The sequence below is a fragment of the Brevundimonas sp. GW822-FHT03E11 genome, assembly GCF_058801445.1.
Map to the genome: position 1 here is coordinate 1 of NZ_JBXANG010000014.1, position 15,065 is coordinate 15,065.

16 protein-coding genes are annotated in these 15,065 nt (G+C 68.9%); 6 read left to right on the forward strand and 10 right to left on the reverse strand.

Going from position 1 to position 15,065, the window contains the following annotated elements:
• The 3 genes from AC1RKE_RS15550 to AC1RKE_RS15560 form a co-directional block, all read right to left on the reverse strand.
• Positions 1 to 999, reverse strand: a 999-nt coding sequence (locus AC1RKE_RS15550; RefSeq protein ID WP_492897421.1) for a nitrilase-related carbon-nitrogen hydrolase, incomplete at its 3' end; no start/stop codon positions are given.
• Positions 1,000 to 1,222: 223 nt separating this feature from the next.
• On the reverse strand, positions 1,223 to 1,984 hold the full coding sequence (gene map / locus AC1RKE_RS15555) for a type I methionyl aminopeptidase (protein ID WP_152948962.1): 762 nt from the start codon (positions 1,982 to 1,984) through the stop codon (positions 1,223 to 1,225).
• A complete protein-coding gene (locus AC1RKE_RS15560; RefSeq protein WP_007443174.1) occupies positions 1,981 to 2,193 on the reverse strand; it encodes a ParD-like family protein in 213 nt (70 codons plus the stop codon). Before AC1RKE_RS15560 ends, map begins: the two co-directional genes overlap by 4 nt.
• 475 nt (positions 2,194 to 2,668) lie before the next feature.
• Between AC1RKE_RS15560 and ftsY the strand changes: the two genes are divergently transcribed.
• From ftsY to AC1RKE_RS15575, 3 genes are all read left to right on the forward strand, one after another.
• A complete protein-coding gene (gene ftsY, locus AC1RKE_RS15565; RefSeq protein ID WP_333896336.1) occupies positions 2,669 to 3,604 on the forward strand; it encodes a signal recognition particle-docking protein FtsY in 936 nt (311 codons plus the stop codon).
• Between the two features lies 1 nt (position 3,605).
• Positions 3,606 to 4,262 carry an inner membrane-spanning protein YciB gene (locus AC1RKE_RS15570; protein ID WP_333896337.1) on the forward strand — a complete coding sequence of 219 codons (657 nt, stop codon included), beginning with the start codon at positions 3,606 to 3,608 and terminating at the stop codon, positions 4,260 to 4,262.
• Positions 4,263 to 4,379: 117 nt separating this feature from the next.
• The gene (locus AC1RKE_RS15575; RefSeq protein WP_201463217.1) at positions 4,380 to 4,994 is read left to right on the forward strand and encodes a MarR family winged helix-turn-helix transcriptional regulator; all 615 of its coding nucleotides are present in this window, start codon (positions 4,380 to 4,382) and stop codon (positions 4,992 to 4,994) included.
• A gap of 284 nt (positions 4,995 to 5,278) precedes the next feature.
• Here AC1RKE_RS15575 and AC1RKE_RS15580 read toward each other — a convergent pair whose 3' ends face one another.
• Genes AC1RKE_RS15580 through AC1RKE_RS15600 form a run of 5 tightly spaced genes read right to left on the reverse strand, consistent with a single transcriptional unit; the run spans position 5,279 to position 9,860 of the window.
• Entirely contained in the window at positions 5,279 to 5,710 is a 432-nt protein-coding gene (locus AC1RKE_RS15580; RefSeq protein ID WP_224764409.1) for a phasin, read from the reverse strand.
• Positions 5,711 to 5,748: 38 nt separating this feature from the next.
• On the reverse strand, positions 5,749 to 6,534 hold the full coding sequence (locus AC1RKE_RS15585) for a creatininase family protein (protein ID WP_348684958.1): 786 nt from the start codon (positions 6,532 to 6,534) through the stop codon (positions 5,749 to 5,751).
• 25 nt (positions 6,535 to 6,559) lie between these two features.
• Positions 6,560 to 7,174, reverse strand: a complete 615-nt coding sequence (locus tag AC1RKE_RS15590) for a TetR/AcrR family transcriptional regulator (RefSeq protein ID WP_054764025.1) — start codon at positions 7,172 to 7,174, stop codon at positions 6,560 to 6,562.
• The gene (locus AC1RKE_RS15595; RefSeq protein WP_054764024.1) at positions 7,174 to 8,784 is read right to left on the reverse strand and encodes a DHA2 family efflux MFS transporter permease subunit; all 1,611 of its coding nucleotides are present in this window, start codon (positions 8,782 to 8,784) and stop codon (positions 7,174 to 7,176) included. Before AC1RKE_RS15595 ends, AC1RKE_RS15590 begins: the two co-directional genes overlap by 1 nt.
• Positions 8,781 to 9,860, reverse strand: coding sequence for an HlyD family secretion protein (locus AC1RKE_RS15600; RefSeq protein ID WP_182714687.1), 1,080 nt, complete (start codon positions 9,858 to 9,860; stop codon positions 8,781 to 8,783). Before AC1RKE_RS15600 ends, AC1RKE_RS15595 begins: the two co-directional genes overlap by 4 nt.
• 123 nt (positions 9,861 to 9,983) lie before the next feature.
• Between AC1RKE_RS15600 and AC1RKE_RS15605 the strand changes: the two genes are divergently transcribed.
• On the forward strand, positions 9,984 to 11,285 hold the full coding sequence (locus tag AC1RKE_RS15605) for a flavin monoamine oxidase family protein (RefSeq protein WP_333896875.1): 1,302 nt from the start codon (positions 9,984 to 9,986) through the stop codon (positions 11,283 to 11,285).
• Positions 11,282 to 12,040, forward strand: a complete 759-nt coding sequence (gene nth / locus AC1RKE_RS15610; RefSeq protein WP_333896876.1) for an endonuclease III — start codon at positions 11,282 to 11,284, stop codon at positions 12,038 to 12,040. The genes AC1RKE_RS15605 and nth overlap by 4 nt, the downstream gene beginning before the upstream one ends.
• Positions 12,041 to 12,046: 6 nt before the next feature.
• Here the strand turns inward: nth and AC1RKE_RS15615 are convergent, their stop codons facing one another.
• Positions 12,047 to 12,526: a MarR family winged helix-turn-helix transcriptional regulator gene (locus AC1RKE_RS15615; protein WP_054764020.1), complete on the reverse strand. Its 480-nt coding sequence runs from the start codon at positions 12,524 to 12,526 to the stop codon at positions 12,047 to 12,049.
• A gap of 154 nt (positions 12,527 to 12,680) precedes the next feature.
• Here AC1RKE_RS15615 and AC1RKE_RS15620 point away from each other — a divergent pair, with 154 nt between their 5' ends.
• The gene (locus AC1RKE_RS15620; RefSeq protein WP_333896878.1) at positions 12,681 to 14,159 is read left to right on the forward strand and encodes a methyl-accepting chemotaxis protein; all 1,479 of its coding nucleotides are present in this window, start codon (positions 12,681 to 12,683) and stop codon (positions 14,157 to 14,159) included.
• Here AC1RKE_RS15620 and AC1RKE_RS15625 read toward each other — a convergent pair.
• Positions 14,156 to 15,022 carry an ATP-grasp domain-containing protein gene (locus tag AC1RKE_RS15625; protein WP_333896879.1) on the reverse strand — a complete coding sequence of 289 codons (867 nt, stop codon included), beginning with the start codon at positions 15,020 to 15,022 and terminating at the stop codon, positions 14,156 to 14,158. The two genes, AC1RKE_RS15620 and AC1RKE_RS15625, sit on opposite strands and share 4 nt — an antisense overlap.
• Between the last annotated feature and the right edge of the window lie 43 nt (positions 15,023 to 15,065).

Genomic DNA, 15,065 nt, shown 5'->3' on the forward strand with positions numbered 1-15,065 from the left:
CCCCTCCACCGCTTCGCGGTCCCCCTCCCCCAAGGGGGGAGGAACGTCGCGCGCCATGAAGGGCACGACCGTCGCGGCCTCCCCCTCGTTGCGGGCGCAGTCGGCGAAGGTGCCGTTTCTCAGCCGGTCCAGACCGATCCGGTCCACGTCCACGTCGGCGATCGTCAGATGGTTCTCCAGGGCGAACCGTTCGCCCTCGGCCAGTTTGGACCCCAGCTCGTGGATGGTCGCCTGACCGTCCCAGGCCAGGTCGGTGGTCGATTCGCCCCAGCCCGAGGCGGCGAAGACATAGGCCGACAGGGTCCGGGCCGAATGGCTGGCGCTCAGCATGGCCCGCTCGTCCGCCTTGCCGATGACGATGTTGGAGGCTGACAGGTTCAGCAGGATGCGCGCCCCCGCCAGGGCCGCCCGGGTCGAGGGGGGCAGGGGCGCCCAATAGTCCTCGCAGATCTCGACCGCAAAGACGAAGCCCGGCCGGTTCGTCGCCTCGAAGATCAGGCCCGGCGCGAAATCCACCGTCTCGCCGTTCAGCCGGATCACATCCTCGGTCCGCGCCGTCGCCGGGGCGAACCAGCGCTTCTCATAATATTCGCGATAGTTGGGCAGATAGGTCTTGGGGACCACGGCCAGCACCTCGCCCCCGCCCATCACCACGGCGCAGTTGAACAGGGCGTCCCCGTGGCGCAGCGGCGCCCCGACCACGGCGATCAGCTCATGCTCGGCCGTCGCCCCCCCGGTCGCCTGGGCCAGGACCGCGACCTGCCGCTCCACCTCGTCCAGCAGGGCCGCCTGCATATGCAGATCGTCGTTCGCATAGGCCGACAGCGACAGCTCCGGAAACACCATCAGGTCCACACCCTGGTCCGCCGCCTGCCGGATCAGCGCCAGATGCTCCTGAGCGTTCGCGACCGGATCGCCCACATGGCTGACCGGCGTCGCCGCCGCCACCCGCACGAAGCCGTGGGTCTTGGGCGAGAAAAAGGGGTGGCTATCGGTCATCGCATCGTCCGCATCACCCGGCCCGCGCCGGCCGAACCTCTATAGCGGGTAATGAGCCGGGGCGGGAATGGTTTGGGGGCTCCATTCCTCCCCCTTGGGGGAGGGGGACCGCCGCAGGCGGTGGAGGGGGGGCGACGCCGCACCGCTGCCAGACGCTTCACGCCCCCTCCGTCTCGCCGCTTCGTCGATCCACCTGCCCCAGAGGGGAGGATTTCAGACGGCTTCACCGCGCCTCGTCCGGCCTCAGGGTCAGCACCCGCACCCCGTCCGCCGTCACCGCCACCGTATGTTCGAACTGGGCCGACAGCTTGCCGTCGGCCGTCGTCACCGTCCAGCCGTCGTCCTCGGTCCGAACGGTGCGCACGCCCTGGTTCAGCATCGGCTCTATGGTGAAGACCATGCCTTCCTTCAGGGTCAGGCCGGTCCCGGCCCGGCCGAAATGCAGCACCTGTGGCTCTTCATGCATCTCGCGCCCGATGCCGTGGCCGCAATAGTCGCGCACGACCGAATAGCCGGCCGCCTTGGCGTGGCGTTCGATGGCGAAGCCGATGTCGCCCAGCCGGGCGCCGGGCCGCACGGCCCTGATCCCCTTCCACAGGGCCTCATAGGTGGTGCGCACCAGCCTGCGCGCCTGGGGCCCGACCGAGCCGATCAGATAGGTCTTGGACGAATCGGCGATGAAGCCGTCCTTCTCAAGCGTTATGTCCAGATTGACGATGTCCCCGTCCTTCAGCACCTCGTCCGCCGAGGGCACGCCATGGCAGACCACGGCGTTTCGCGAACTGTTCAGCACGAAGCCGTAGCCGTACTGACCCTTGCTGGCCGGCCGCGCCTTCAGCTCATCGACGATGAAGGCCTCGACCCGGTCGTTGATCTCCAGGGTGCTCATCCCCTCCAGGGGCAGGCCGTCCAGATGGGTGAAGACCTGGGCCAGCCGCCGCCCCGCCTCGGCCATCAGGGCGATCTCGGCCGGGGTCTTGGTCATGCCGCCGCGCCCGACAGGTTCGGCGTCTCCACCCCTGCCGCCCGCAGCTCGCGCGCCATCAGTTCCTGAAAGCTCATCCCCGGATGGGTTTCGCACAACATGCCCAGCCTGATCCAGAAGGCGGCCTGGGCGTTGATCGACCGATAGGAGGCCTTGCTGGCCCGCCGCAGCTGTTCGTGCAGCTCATCCTCGATATTGACGATGCCCATGGGGTGGTCCTGATATGATTCGAATACGTTTCGTATATCTACTCCTCGCGGCGCGGCGCAAGCCGGCTGCGGGAGGTCCCCAGGTCCGAAGCGACGTCGCCTCTGCAATATCAATCGGTTGCAGCTGCTGGAGCCAATCGACCCTTCGCCCCGCCACACCGGCGCATAATGGGATTAGCGACGGAGGGGAGATGCAATCGGACACATCGGACACATCGGACACATCGGACACTGTTTTTCGCGCGCCGAGGCCGCGTCGCCGACCTTCCCGCGCCTGCCCTCTCCGACCCCGGTTCGGCTGCGCCGAACGCCGGCCTGCCTCTCCCGCCGACGGAAGAGGGGCGATCCGCCCGACCGGACACATCGGACAGTTCGGACACTGCTTTTCCGACGCCCGCCCCTGCCGCAAGGCGGCGGATCGTCCGACGTCGCGAATGCGGGTGACGCCGGGGCTTGCGGGAGCTAAAGCCCTGTCATGACCGATACGCCGAAAAAGGGCTGGTTCCAGCGCCTGTCGCAAGGGCTCTCCCGCTCCTCCAAACAGATGACCGACCAGGTCGTCTCCGCCTTCGTCAAGGAGCCCCTGTCCGAGGCTTCGCTGGAGCAGCTGGAAGAGCATCTGCTGGAAAGCGACCTTGGCCCAGCCGCCACCGCCCGCATCGTCGAGCGGTTCCGTTCCCTAAAGTTCGGCAAGGACGCCCCCGAACGCGAGGTCAAGGAGGCCCTGGCCGAGGCGGTCGCCGCCGAACTGGCGCCGCGTCAGGCGACCTTCGATCCCCTGTCCGGCCCCAAACCCTATGTGGTCCTGTTCGTCGGGGTGAACGGCTCGGGCAAGACGACGACCCTGGGCAAGATCGCCGCCGATCTGACGGCCAAGGGCGCCAAGGTGATGATCGTCGCCGGCGACACCTTCCGCGCCGCGGCCCGCGAACAGCTGAAGGTCTGGGCAGAACGGGCCGGCGCCCATTTCGAGAGCCGCCGCGACGGGGCCGATGCGGCGGGCCTGGCCTTTGACGCCTATACCCGGGCGCGGGCCGAGGGGTTCGACGTGGTCCTGATCGACACGGCCGGGCGGCTGCAGAACAAGTCGGCCCTGATGGACGAACTGCTGAAGATCGTGCGGGTGCTGAAGAAGGTCGATCCGGACGCCCCGCATGACACCCTTCTGGTGCTGGACGCCACCGTGGGCCGTAACGCCCTGGCCCAGGAACAGATCTTCGGCCGCACCGCCTTCGTCACCGGGGTGGTGATGACCAAGCTGGACGGAACGGCGCGGGGCGGGGTGCTGGTGCCCGTGGCCCAGGCGTCCGACGCCCCCCTGATGCTGATCGGCGTGGGGGAGGGGGTGGAGGATCTGCAACCCTTCGACGCCCGCGCCTTCGCCCGCTCCCTGGTGGGGCTGGAGGACTGAAATGACCGACGCCCCCGCCCCCGCCCCCGAGACGAAGAACCGCCAGTGGATTCGCCAGCTGGTCGATTTCGGGGCGCTCGCCGCCTTCATGATCAGCTATTTCGCCACGCGGGACATGATCTTCGCGACCTGGGTGCTGGTCGGCGCCTCGGCCCTGGCCCTGGGGGTCGGCTATGCGGTCGAGCGGCGCTTCGCGCCCCTGCCGCTGATCACCGGCCTGTTCGCCCTGGTGTTCGGCATGCTGACCCTGTTCACCCACGACGACCTCTATGTGAAGCTGAAGCTGACGGTTCAGAACGGGCTTCTGGCCGTGGTGCTGCTGGGCTCCATCCCGCTGAAGAAATATCCGTTCAAGGCCCTGCTGGGCTCGGCCCTCCGGGTCAATGACGCCGCCTGGCGCACCCTGACCCTGCGCTACGGCCTCTATTTCCTGGCCGTCGCCCTGTTGAACGAGGTGTTCCGCAGCCCTGAGGCCGTCACGGCCGTCTGGCATGCTCTGGGGCGTGAGACGCCCAATCCCAACGACGTCTGGACCAGTTTCCGGGGCGTTCTGTGGATCGCCGCCTCCCTGTTCGGCCTGTCCCAGGTGCCGCTGATCATGAAGAATATGATCAAGGACGAAGAGCCGGGTCCGATCTCGCCGGACACGGGCCTCTGATGGCGGAATGACGGGAGCTTACAGACAAAATGTCGTGCAACCGACATACTTCTCGCGTCAAATCGTAAAGCGGGGCTGATACGCATGCGGACGAAAGCGGTCCGGGGGAAGCTCGAAATGGTCAAGTCTGGCAAAGCCGTTCGGAAGGTCGGACCGCTGGGAACCTCGCCCAGCCATCTGATGCACCGGGCCTTGCAGTTGGCGCTGGACATCTATTCCGAGGAAATGGGCCCCGACGGCCTGACCCAGCGCCAGTTCGCCGTGCTTGAGGCCGCCTCGCTGAAGGCCGGCCTGACCCAGACCGAACTGGTGCGGATGACCGGCATCGACCGCTCCACCCTGGCGGATCTGGTCACGCGGATGACCGCCAAGGGCCTGCTGGAGCGCGAACGCTCGACCCTGGACGCCCGCGCCAAGGCGGTTCGCCTGTCGCCGGAGGGCGCCGCCCGACTGGAGGCCGCCCGTCCCCTGGTCGAGACCGCCGACAAACGGATCATGGCCCTGCTGCCCAAGGGCCAGCGCGACGCCTTCCTGACCCAGTTGGCCGAACTGGCCGCCGCCGCCGACGCCGCCCCCGACGCCGCCAAGGCTGAGGCCAAGGCCGCCAAGAAGGCCGCGAAACTGGCCGAGAAGGAAGCGAAGAAGGCCGAAAAGGCCGCCAAGAAGGCGGTCCGCCCGGCCAAGCCCGGCAAGGCCAAGAAGCCCAGGCTGAAGGTGGTCGAGGTCGCCTGATCGGCGGCCGCTCGTCATTCCTCTCGTCATCCGTCCGACCGACGCCCGGTCCTCGGGTCAGGCCGAGGGTGACGGGGGTGGGAGGTGGTCTTGGCGTCAGTGGGGCGGAGGGAGGTGGAGGCCGCCTCTGTCTCCTCCCCCTCTGGGGGAGGTGGCGCGGCGCGTCTTCCGCGCCGTGACGGAGGGGGCGTGTCCGCAGGGCCGGCGCCTCTGCGAGGTCAAGACCCCCTCCACCGCTTCGCGGTCCCCCTCCCCACGGCGTGGGGAGGAGACAGTCGCACCCCTCAGCGCTTCCTCAGCCGTTTGGCGTTGGCGACGGCGGTCTTGTGGATGGGGGTCAGGGCGGCGGTCTGGGCCTGGGTCAGTTCGGCGCTCAGGGTCAGGGTCTGGCCGGCGGCGCGGCTCCACCAGCCCAGGGCGTAGCGGAACTGGGCCTGGGCGGCCGCGGCGGGGGTCAGGGCGCAGGCGATCTCGGTCGCGGCCTGCATCGCCCGCGCCCCCTCGTCCAGGGCCGCCTGGCCCAGGCGTTCGCCGACGGCGCCCGCGCGAACCGACAGGGCGGCGGCGGCGGCGGCCAGGGCCTCGGTCTTCTCGGTCGTCATCAGCGACAGCTCGGCCAGATCCTGTCCGGCCGGATCGGTCAGCCCCTGAACCATTCGCCCGGTGCGGGCGGCGATCACCTGGGCCGAGGCGTTCAGCAGTTCGGCGCCCAGCACCGCCGGCGCGACGGCGGCGGGGACGCGGGCCCTGCGGCTCAGAACCCGGCTCCCGACACGGCTTGGGGCCGCGTCTCGGCGGCGAAGGCCGCGACGTCGGACAGCAGGGCGGGGACCGCCAGATCGATGATGCGGCGGCCCTTTTCGGGGCTGGCCTGGGCCGGGTCGGAGCCGATGCGGCCGTCGGGGAAGCGGGCGCGGTAATCCAGGGCGTCGCGGATCGGGCCGCTGGGCGCGATCTGAGGGCTGTAGTCGGCCGTCTTGATCCGATCGGGATAGGCGGCCTGGGTCACGGCGATCTCGGACGGGGTGGCGTGCATGCCGTGGCCGGTCGGGAAGATCTGGTTGCACAGGGCCGGGACGCCCGGCAGGTCCCACCAGTTCTTCAGCTTCAGAACAAACGGGGGTTCGTCCTCGACGAAGCTCCATTCGGCGTAGATTTCCGAGAAGGTCGCCTCGATGGTGGCGACGTTCCCGCCGTGGCCGTTCAGGAAATAGATCCGCTCGAACCCGTGCCGGCTCAGCGACGAGACCCAGTCGGTGATGGCGGCCATGAAGGTGGAAGGCCGCAGGGAGATGGTCCCGGCGAAGGCCAGGTGATGCTGGGCCATGCCGATGTTGAAGGTCGGAGCCACCGTCAGGGCGGCGTCGGCGCGCTCGGCCTCATGGGCGATGATCTCGGGACACAGCCAGTCGGTGCCGAGCAGACCCGTCGGGCCGTGTTGCTCATTGGAGCCGATGGGAACCACGATCGTCTTGGACAGGGGCTGGTCAGAGGCGATGCGGGCGTCGATCTCGGGCCAGGACGACAGGTGGATCAGCATGGGCGAACTCCTTTACGCGACCGTCTCACCTAGCTTGATCCAGCGTCGGCGCATAGGCCGTGACGAAGATCCTCGCGGCTTCTCGGGCGCGATGGGCGCGGCGCTCATCGTCGATCTGGGGCACGTTCAGCATAGACCGCAGATGGGCGTGACCCAGGACCAGGCCGGTGAACATCTCGGCCGCCTCGTCGGGGTTAGGCGTGTTCAGCCGACCGGCGCGGGTCTGTTCGGCCAGCCAGGCCGACAGCAGGCTCAGGCTGCGGCGCGGCCCGGCCTCATAGACCGTCTGGGCCAGTTCTGGCGCATCGGCCGACAGCAGCACCACGCCGCGCATCGAACTGACCTTGTCCGGGTGGCAGACCAGGGTCAGCAGGCCTTGGGCGAAGGCTTCGAGCACGACCAGGGGCGATCCGCTGGATCGCAGCGGGGCCACGATCGCCTCGGCCTTCTGGTTCGCCATGGCCCGGGCGATCTCCAGCTTGGAGGCGAAGCGGTTGTAGACCGTCTGTTTCGACACCCCGGCGAGACGGGCGATCTCCTCCATCGAAGCCGACAGGCCCTTCTCGGCGAACAGGGCGGCGGCCGCCTCCAGTATGGCCTCGCTCTTCTTCTCGTCGACCTGGCCCCGGCGGCGCGCCATCAGTGGGCGTCCGACGGGGGCGCGCCCGGCTGGGCCTTGACCGGCTGGGCCAGCAGGGTGACGAAGGCGGCGCCGGCGCACATGATGCCCAGCAAGGCGAAGGCGTCGCCGAAGGCCATGGTGGTGGCCTGTTTCTGCAGGATGCCATAGACGGCCTTCATCGCCGAGGCGGCCGGGTCGATGGTGCCGGCGAAGCGCTGGGCCATGCCGGCCATCATGTTGCGCATGGCCTGGTCGCCCTGGGTGATGCCGCTGGTCAGTTCGCCCATGTGGATGGCGGTATTTGTGGTCAGGCCGGTGTTCAGGATCGCCAGGCCGAAGGCGCCGCCGACATTGCGCGACAGGTTGACCAGGCCCGAGGCGTTCTTGACCATGTGCGGCGGCAGGGTGGCCATGGTCACCTGCTGCGAGGCGATCATGGCCAGCATGACGCCGACCCCGCGGAAGGCCTGGACCGAGGCGAATTCCCAAAAGCCCCAGTCGTCGGTGACGATCCGCGCCTCCCACATGCCCCAGGCGCACAGCATGAAGCCGCCGAACATCAGGATCCGCGCGTCCATCCGGCGCACCAGGCGCCCGGCGAAGGGGGCGGTGGCGAACATCGCAAGACCCGAGACGACCATGGTCGTGCCCACTTCCGACGACGAATACTCCCGCACCCGCCCCAGGAAGAGGGGCAACAGGAAGGTGCCGCCGAACAGGGCGAAGCCGACCGTGAAGGTCATGACGAAGCCGACCAGGAAGTTGCGGTTGCCGAAGGCGCGCAGCTCGACGATCGGCTGGCGATAGGTCAGGGAGCGCCAGACGAAGATCGGCCCGGCCACGGCGGCGACGACCGTCAGCATCAGGATATGGGTGTCGTCGAACCAGTCGTTCTTGGCCCCCTCCTCGAGCACATATTGCATCGACATCAGGAAGGCGGCCATCAGGCCCAGGCCCCACCAGTCGAACCCCTTGGCCAGGGACGGGTCGCCCTTGTCGAAGTTCCCGTACCGTCCGACCAGGAAGAGGACCAGCAGGCCCGGCCCCACATTGATGAAGAACAGCCAGCGCCAGCTGAGCCACTCGGTCAGGTGGCCGCCGAGCGTCGGGCCGACGGTGGGGGCCAGGGTGACGATCAGGCCCATGACCACGCTGGCCGTGACCCGCTTGTCCGGCGGAAAGGCGGTGAAGGCCACGGCGAAAACGGTCGGGATCATGGCCCCGCCGACGAAGCCCTGGATGGCCCGGAACAGGATCATCATGTCGATGGACGTCGACAGGCCGGTGGCCACGCTCATCAGGACGAAGCCGGCGCAGGAGGCGAGGAACAGCCGCTGGGTGCCCCACAGCCGCGACAGGAAGCCGGACAGGGGGATCATGACGACCTCGGGGATCAGATAGGCGGTCTGGATCCAGCTGATCTCGTCGGCCGAGGCGCCGACGCCCGCCTGGATCTGGGGCAGGGAGGCGGCGACGATCTGGATGTCGAGGATGGCCATGAACTGGCCCACCACCATGCCGGCGAAGCCCAGCAGCAGCATGGTCCAGTTGATCTCGGGATGGCCGGCGACGGGGGCCCTGGCGTCGGACGGGGCCCCGCCGGCGGCGGCGGGGGCGGCGGCGGTCACGGGCGGGGGGCCGTCAGAGAGGCCTCGGCGAAGCTCGCGCCGCCCTGGCTCTTCAGATCCACCTTGACGTCCACCGACAGACCGGGGCGCAGGGCCAGGTTCCGGTCGGCGCCGCTGACGACGATCCGAACAGGTACGCGCTGGGTGATCTTGGTGAAGTTGCCGGTGGCGTTCTCGACCGGGATCAGGGCGAATTCGGAACCGGTGGCGGGGGCGAAGCTGTCGATCCGGCCTTCGATCTTGCGGCCGGGGAAGGCGTCGGCGGAAATCTCGACGGTTTGGCCCAGCCGCATCCGGTCCAGCTGGGTCTCCTTGAAGTTGGCGACGATATAGGTCCGGGTCAGGGGCACGATCGACAGCAGCTGGGTTCCGGCGTTGACGAACTGGCCGGGGCGGACGCTGCGGGCCCCGACGACGCCGGCGATGGGGGCGCGGATCACCGTGCGGTCCAGGGCGATGCGGGCCTTTTCGACCTGGGCGCGGGCCTGTTCGACGGCGGCGACGCTCTGTTCGCGGGTTGAGCCCAGCACCCCGGCGGTGCGCTGTTCGGCGACCAGGGCGGCCTGGGCCTGGGCCACGGCGGCGTCAGCGGTGACGGCGGTGGCGCGTTCGGTCTGGATCCGCTGCTGCGAGACCCAGCCCTGCTGGGCCAGCTTGCCGTAGCGGTCGACCTCGGCGCGGGCCAGGCCGGCCTGGGCGCGGGCCTGGGCCACGGCGGCGGCGCGGGCGGCGACGGTCGCCTTCTCCTGCTCGGCCTGGGCGTCGACATTGCCGACGGCGGCGATGGCCGCCTGAAGGTTGGCTTCGGCGCGGATCAGTTCGGCGCGCTGGTCGCTGTCGTCCAGCTTGACCAGGACCTGACCGGCCTCGACCCGCTGGTTGTCGCCGACCAGGACCTCGGTCACCCGGCCGGCCAGCTGGGGGCTGACCAGGGTGGTGTCGGCCTGGACGAAGGCGTTGTCGGTGCTCTCCCACCTCTGGCCGTTCAGCCACCAGACGATCCCGCCCGCGATCAGGGCGAGACCGACGAGGATCGCGGCGAACAGCGGCAGGCGTTTCTTCAGTTCAGGGGACATGGGGACATCCGGGGGAGGGTGCGGCGTTTTGAAGCGGCGCTAAAATGGACGTCGCCGTCCAAAAATCAATCTCCAATCGCCAGAAGCCCGATCACGCCTGGTTTTCGTGTATGTCCTCGCCTCATGACCGACCGCGCCCGAGCTTCGAATCCCCTGCCGTCCGAAGTCGATGTGGCGGTCGTCGGGGCAGGGGCGGCGGGGATCGCCGCCGCGCGGCGGCTGGTGCGGCCCGGCCTGTCGGTTCTGGTGCTGGAGGCGCGCGACCGGATCGGCGGGCGCGCCTGGACGGCCCAGGTCGAAGGCGAGGGCCTGGACATGGGCTGCGGCTGGCTGCACTCGGCCGACGACAATGTCCTGGCCCGGCGGGTGGAGGCCGAGGGCCTGACCCTGGACCGGACCCCGCCGCCGTGGCGGACCCAGGCCTTCGATCACGAGATTACGCGCGCCGACCTGGCCGAGTTCGGCGAGGCCTTCGCGGCCTTCGATCAGCGCGTAAGCGAAGCGGCGGCGCGGGGTGAAGACCGGCCCGCCTCCGACTTCTTCGACCCCGACTGCCGTTGGAACGCCCGGATGGACGCCATCTCGGGCGCCCTGAACGGGGCGCGGTTCGCCGAGGTGTCCAGCCTGGACTACGACGCCTATGGCGACACCGGGGTGAACTGGCGAGTGCGCGAGGGCTATGGCCGGCTGGTCGCCCGGCTGGGCGAGGCGGTGTCGGACGCCGTGGTGCGCGACTGCGCCGTGCGGCGCATCGACCGCTCCGGCCCCCTTTTGCGGCTGGAGACCAGCCGGGGCGAGCTGACGGCGCGGGCCGTGATCCTGACGGTCCCCAACAGCCTGATCGCCAGCGAGGCTGTGCGGATCGATCCGCCGGTTCCCGCCTGGCTGGAGGCGACGGCGGGCGTGCCCCTGGGCCTGGCGTCCAAGGTGCATATGACGGTGCGGGGTGCGGGCGACTTCCAGCCCGACACCCAGCTGTGGACGCGGACCGACACGGCCGAGACCGGCGGCTATCATCTGCGACCGTTCGGACGGCCGATGATAGAAGCCTATTTCGGCGCCGACCTGGCCTGGGGGCTGGAGGCGCAGGGGCCCGCCGCCCTGGTCGACTTCGCCGTGTCCGAACTGGTCGCGGCCCTGGGGTCCAACATGAGGCGGCGGCTGGAGGCTGCGGCGGTGTCGAACTGGGGCGTCGATCCTTGGTCGCGCGGCGCCTATTCCCATGCCCTGCCGGGCCATGCGGGGGACCGGGCGAAGCTGCGGATCGCGGTCGAGGACCGGATCTTCCTGGCGGGCGAGGCGACGGCGCCGGTCTATTACGGCACGGCCCACGGCGCCTGGATGGAGGGTGAGCGGGCGGCGGACGCCGCCCTGACGATCCTGGGTCTTGACCCGCGCCGCGACGACGGCGACAGCGAGGCATGAAGCCGACCAAGGCCCGAAAACCCGCCGCCAAGGCCAAGACGCCCGGTCCCAAACGCCCGGCGGTTATGACCGGCGCCTCGGTTCCCGTGCTGCGCTGGCCGCCTGACGAGGACCGGGTCGAGACCATTTTCGAGCGGCTGTCCGGCGTCATGCCCGAGCCGAAGACCGAGCTGAACTTCTCCAACCCCTTCACCCTGGTCGTCGCCGTCGCCCTGTCGGCCCAGACCACGGACGTCGCGGTCAACAAGGCCACCGACCGGCTGTTCCAGGTCGCGGACACGCCGGAAAAGATGCTGGCTCTCGGGGAGGAGGGACTGGTTCCCTACATCGCCTCCATCGGCCTCTATCGCGGCAAGGCGCGGAACGTCATCGCCCTAAGCCGGATCGTGCTGGAGAAACATGGCGGCGAGGTTCCGCTGAACCGAACCGATCTCCAGGCCCTGCCGGGCGTGGGGCGAAAGACCGCCTCGGTGGTGCTGAACGAACTGGGGATCGAGGCCGCCATCGCCGTGGACACCCATGTCTTCCGCGTCTCGCACCGGCTGGGGCTGGCCAACGCCAATACGCCGGACAAGGTGGAGGCCCAGCTGTTCCAGGTCGTGCCGGAGCCGTGGCTGCCCAAGGCCCACCACTGGCTGATCCTGCACGGCCGCTACACCTGCACGGCGCGCAAGCCCAAATGCCTGGCCTGCGTCATCGCCGACCTGTGTCCGTCGCGGGCGGGGCTGGCGGCTCTGGGCGAGGCGGCGCCCTGAGGGGCTTCAGGCGGCGTTCGCCGCCTCTGCGGCTTCCATATCCGCATTCATCGTCTGCAGGATGGCGCGCAGTTCGGCGATCTGGGCGCCGGACAAGGGGAGGCGCTCCACCACCTGGCAACGCACGCCCAGCACCTTCTCACGCAGGGACCAGCCCGCTTCGGTGGGCTCGACCCAGACCCGACGCTCGTCCTCGGCGTCGCGTCGCCGGGTCAGAAGGCCGGACGCCTCCATCCGCTTGACCTGAGGCGTCAGGGCGCCTGTCTCCATGTGCGTGCGCCGACCAATCTCGCCCATGGTCAGGGGACGCCCGCTCTCCCACAGGGCCAGCAGGATCAGATATTGGGGGTGGGTCAGACCCAGGGGGTCGAGCAGACGTCGATAGATGCGCGTCACCAGACTGGCTCCGGTCTGAAGCGCCAGGCACAGCTGGGCGTCGATCTCCAGATCGCGGAACCCGTCGGAACCAATCTGCGCCTTCGCCATTTCGCCCTCCTCGAGCCGCCAGGGGGCGCGAGTTTGCACCCAAACACAGGTTGTTAAGCACAAAACCTGAAAAAATCAAAAATATCAAACGTGATATAATCAATCATTAGGCAATCTCGCCGATAACCCTCCGACGAAGACACAGGAGTGTGGAATGTTCGGCACAGCGCAGAAGCGTCGCCAGCAACAAGAGCTTCAGGAACTGACCGGCATGGTCGCGGCGCTGAAGCGGTCGCAGGCGGTCATCGAATTCGCCCTGGACGGGACGATCCTGGAGGCGAACGAGAACTTCTTATCCGTGATGGGCTACCGCCTGGATGAGGTGCAGGGCGCCCACCACCGCATCTTCGTCGATCCGCAAGACGCCAATACGCCCGCCTATGCCGACCTGTGGCGCCGGCTGAATGCGGGCGAATTCATCGCCGACAAGTTCGTCCGCTACGCCAAGAACGGCGCGCGCGTGGTCATCGAGGCCAGCTACAATCCGATCTTCGACATCGACGGAAAGCCGTGCAAGGTGGTCAAGTTCGCCACCGACATCACCGCCGTCGAGGCCGAGCGCGAGCGGCGTCTGGAGGCGGACCGTCTCGCCGCCCAGGTTCAGGCCTCGGTGGTCCAATCGACCGGGCGCGCCCTGTCCGCCCTGGCGGCCGGCGATCTGTCCTACAGGATCACCGACGCCTTCCCCGGCGACTATGCGGTTCTGCGCGAAGACTTCAATCGAGCGATCGCCGCCCTGGATCAGGCGGTGGCGGTCATTCGCGTCAATGCGGCCTCCATGCAGTCCGGCGCCAATGAGATCAGCAGCGCCGCCGAAGACCTGTCGCGCCGCACCGAGCGTCAGGCCGCCGGACTGGAAGAGACCGCCGCCGCCCTGGACCAGATCACCGCCACCGTGCGCCGGACAGCCGAGAACGCCCAGTCCGCCGATGCGGTCGTGGGCCAGACCCGCACCCAGGCCGAGACCGGCGGCGCGGTGGTTCAGCGCGCCGTCTCCGCCATGGAGCAGATCGAGTCCTCCTCCACCCAGATCGGCCAGATCATCGGGGTGATCGACGAAATCGCCTTCCAGACCAACCTCCTGGCCCTGAACGCCGGGGTTGAGGCCGCTCGAGCGGGCGAGGCCGGTCGCGGCTTTGCGGTCGTGGCCTCCGAGGTCCGCGCCCTGGCCCAGCGGTCCGCCGACTCGGCCCGCGAGATCAAGGCCTTGATCTCCACCTCCAGCGCTCAGGTCGAGTCCGGCGTCAAACTGGTGCGGGAATCGGGCGCGGCGCTTTCGGGCATCGCCACGCGCATCCACGACGTCACGCACCTGATGGCCGAAATCCGCGCCTCGACCCAGGAACAGGCCGTTGCCCTGGCCGAGGTCAACAACGCCGTCAACGACATGGACCAGGTCACTCAGCAAAATGCTGCGATGGTCGAGGAATCGACGGCCGCCAGCCTGAGCCTCAATCGCGAGGCGACCGACCTGGCCGAACTGGTCGGCCGGTTCCGACTGTCCGAGGGGCAAGGCGAGGCGGCTCCCGCGCCGATCCGCCAAGCCCAGGCCCGGATCGAAGCCTTCGCCGCCGAGACCCTGCGCCCTCGCCCGCGTCTGGTCGCTGCGGCAGGCGAGTGGCAAGCCTTCTAAAGGCGGTTTCGAACCGCTTCGGCGAATCCGGCGCCGTTCGCCGAGTCATGGTCCAGATAGAAGTCGGGCTCGATCAGCTCGGCCTCCATCAGCACCCAGGCGCCGGCGTCGTCGCGCGCCAGGTCGATGCGGGCGTAGAGCAGGGGCTCCTCGACCGCCGCCAGCACCTGTTCGGCCAGGGCGAATGCAGCCGCGTCGGGCGTCACGGTCGTGTAGAGGCCGCCGAACTGGATCTGGATGCGGAAGTCGCCGGGGACCGGCCGCTTGTTGACTGCATGGCTGAACCGGCCGCCGAAGAAGAGCAGGGAGGTCTCTCCCTCGGTCTCGATCGACTTCAGATAGGGCTGGATCATGGCCGGACCTTCCGGCGCCTCGGTCAGGGGCTGTCCCGGCGTCAGGCGCAGGGTGCGGAAGGCGCCAGCGGACACCGTCGGCTTTATGATGAGGGTCGGGGCGCCGGTTTCGGCGAAGGCGGCGTCCACCTGGTCCTGGGTGATCGCCTCGCTCCAGCGGGTCGGGGGAATGGGCACGCCCTTGTCCGCCAACCGGGCCAGATAGGTCTTGTCCGAATTCCAACCCAGGACCGAGGCCGCATTGGCGATCGGCAGGCCGGCCGTCGCCCAGGTCGCGCAGGCCTTCAGCCAGCGGGCGTGGTCGCGGTGATAGCCCCAGGCGATGACCGGCAGGATCAGGTCATGGCCCTCCAGCCCCGAGGCGTCCTCGACATGGTCGGTCCAGGGCGTGGGCGTGATCTCTGCGCCGGTCGTCTCCAGCGTGGCCTTCAGACGCGCCAACACCTCGGGCCAGCGGCCGATGTAGGATTTGTCGGCGGGGTCGGGGGTCAGGACGGCGATCCGGGTCATGCGCCCTGCCTATCGCAACCGGCCGATACATATAAGGGCTTCC

Coding starts and splice junctions, on each gene's coding strand:
- nth (WP_333896876.1), top strand. CDS start 11,282: ATGAAGCCGACCAAGGCCCGAAAACCCGCCGCCAAGGCCAAGACGCCC.
- AC1RKE_RS15585 (WP_348684958.1), bottom strand. CDS start 6,534: ATGCTGATCCACCTGTCGTCCTGGCCCGAGATCGACGCCCGCATCGCC.
- ftsY (WP_333896336.1), top strand. CDS start 2,669: ATGACCGATACGCCGAAAAAGGGCTGGTTCCAGCGCCTGTCGCAAGGG.
- AC1RKE_RS15600 (WP_182714687.1), bottom strand. CDS start 9,860: ATGTCCCCTGAACTGAAGAAACGCCTGCCGCTGTTCGCCGCGATCCTC.
- AC1RKE_RS15590 (WP_054764025.1), bottom strand. CDS start 7,174: ATGGCGCGCCGCCGGGGCCAGGTCGACGAGAAGAAGAGCGAGGCCATA.
- AC1RKE_RS15625 (WP_333896879.1), bottom strand. CDS start 15,022: ATGACCCGGATCGCCGTCCTGACCCCCGACCCCGCCGACAAATCCTAC.
- AC1RKE_RS15560 (WP_007443174.1), bottom strand. CDS start 2,193: ATGGGCATCGTCAATATCGAGGATGAGCTGCACGAACAGCTGCGGCGG.
- AC1RKE_RS15605 (WP_333896875.1), top strand. CDS start 9,984: ATGACCGACCGCGCCCGAGCTTCGAATCCCCTGCCGTCCGAAGTCGAT.
- map (WP_152948962.1), bottom strand. CDS start 1,984: ATGACCAAGACCCCGGCCGAGATCGCCCTGATGGCCGAGGCGGGGCGG.
- AC1RKE_RS15575 (WP_201463217.1), top strand. CDS start 4,380: ATGGTCAAGTCTGGCAAAGCCGTTCGGAAGGTCGGACCGCTGGGAACC.
- AC1RKE_RS15570 (WP_333896337.1), top strand. CDS start 3,606: ATGACCGACGCCCCCGCCCCCGCCCCCGAGACGAAGAACCGCCAGTGG.
- AC1RKE_RS15615 (WP_054764020.1), bottom strand. CDS start 12,526: ATGGCGAAGGCGCAGATTGGTTCCGACGGGTTCCGCGATCTGGAGATC.
- AC1RKE_RS15620 (WP_333896878.1), top strand. CDS start 12,681: ATGTTCGGCACAGCGCAGAAGCGTCGCCAGCAACAAGAGCTTCAGGAA.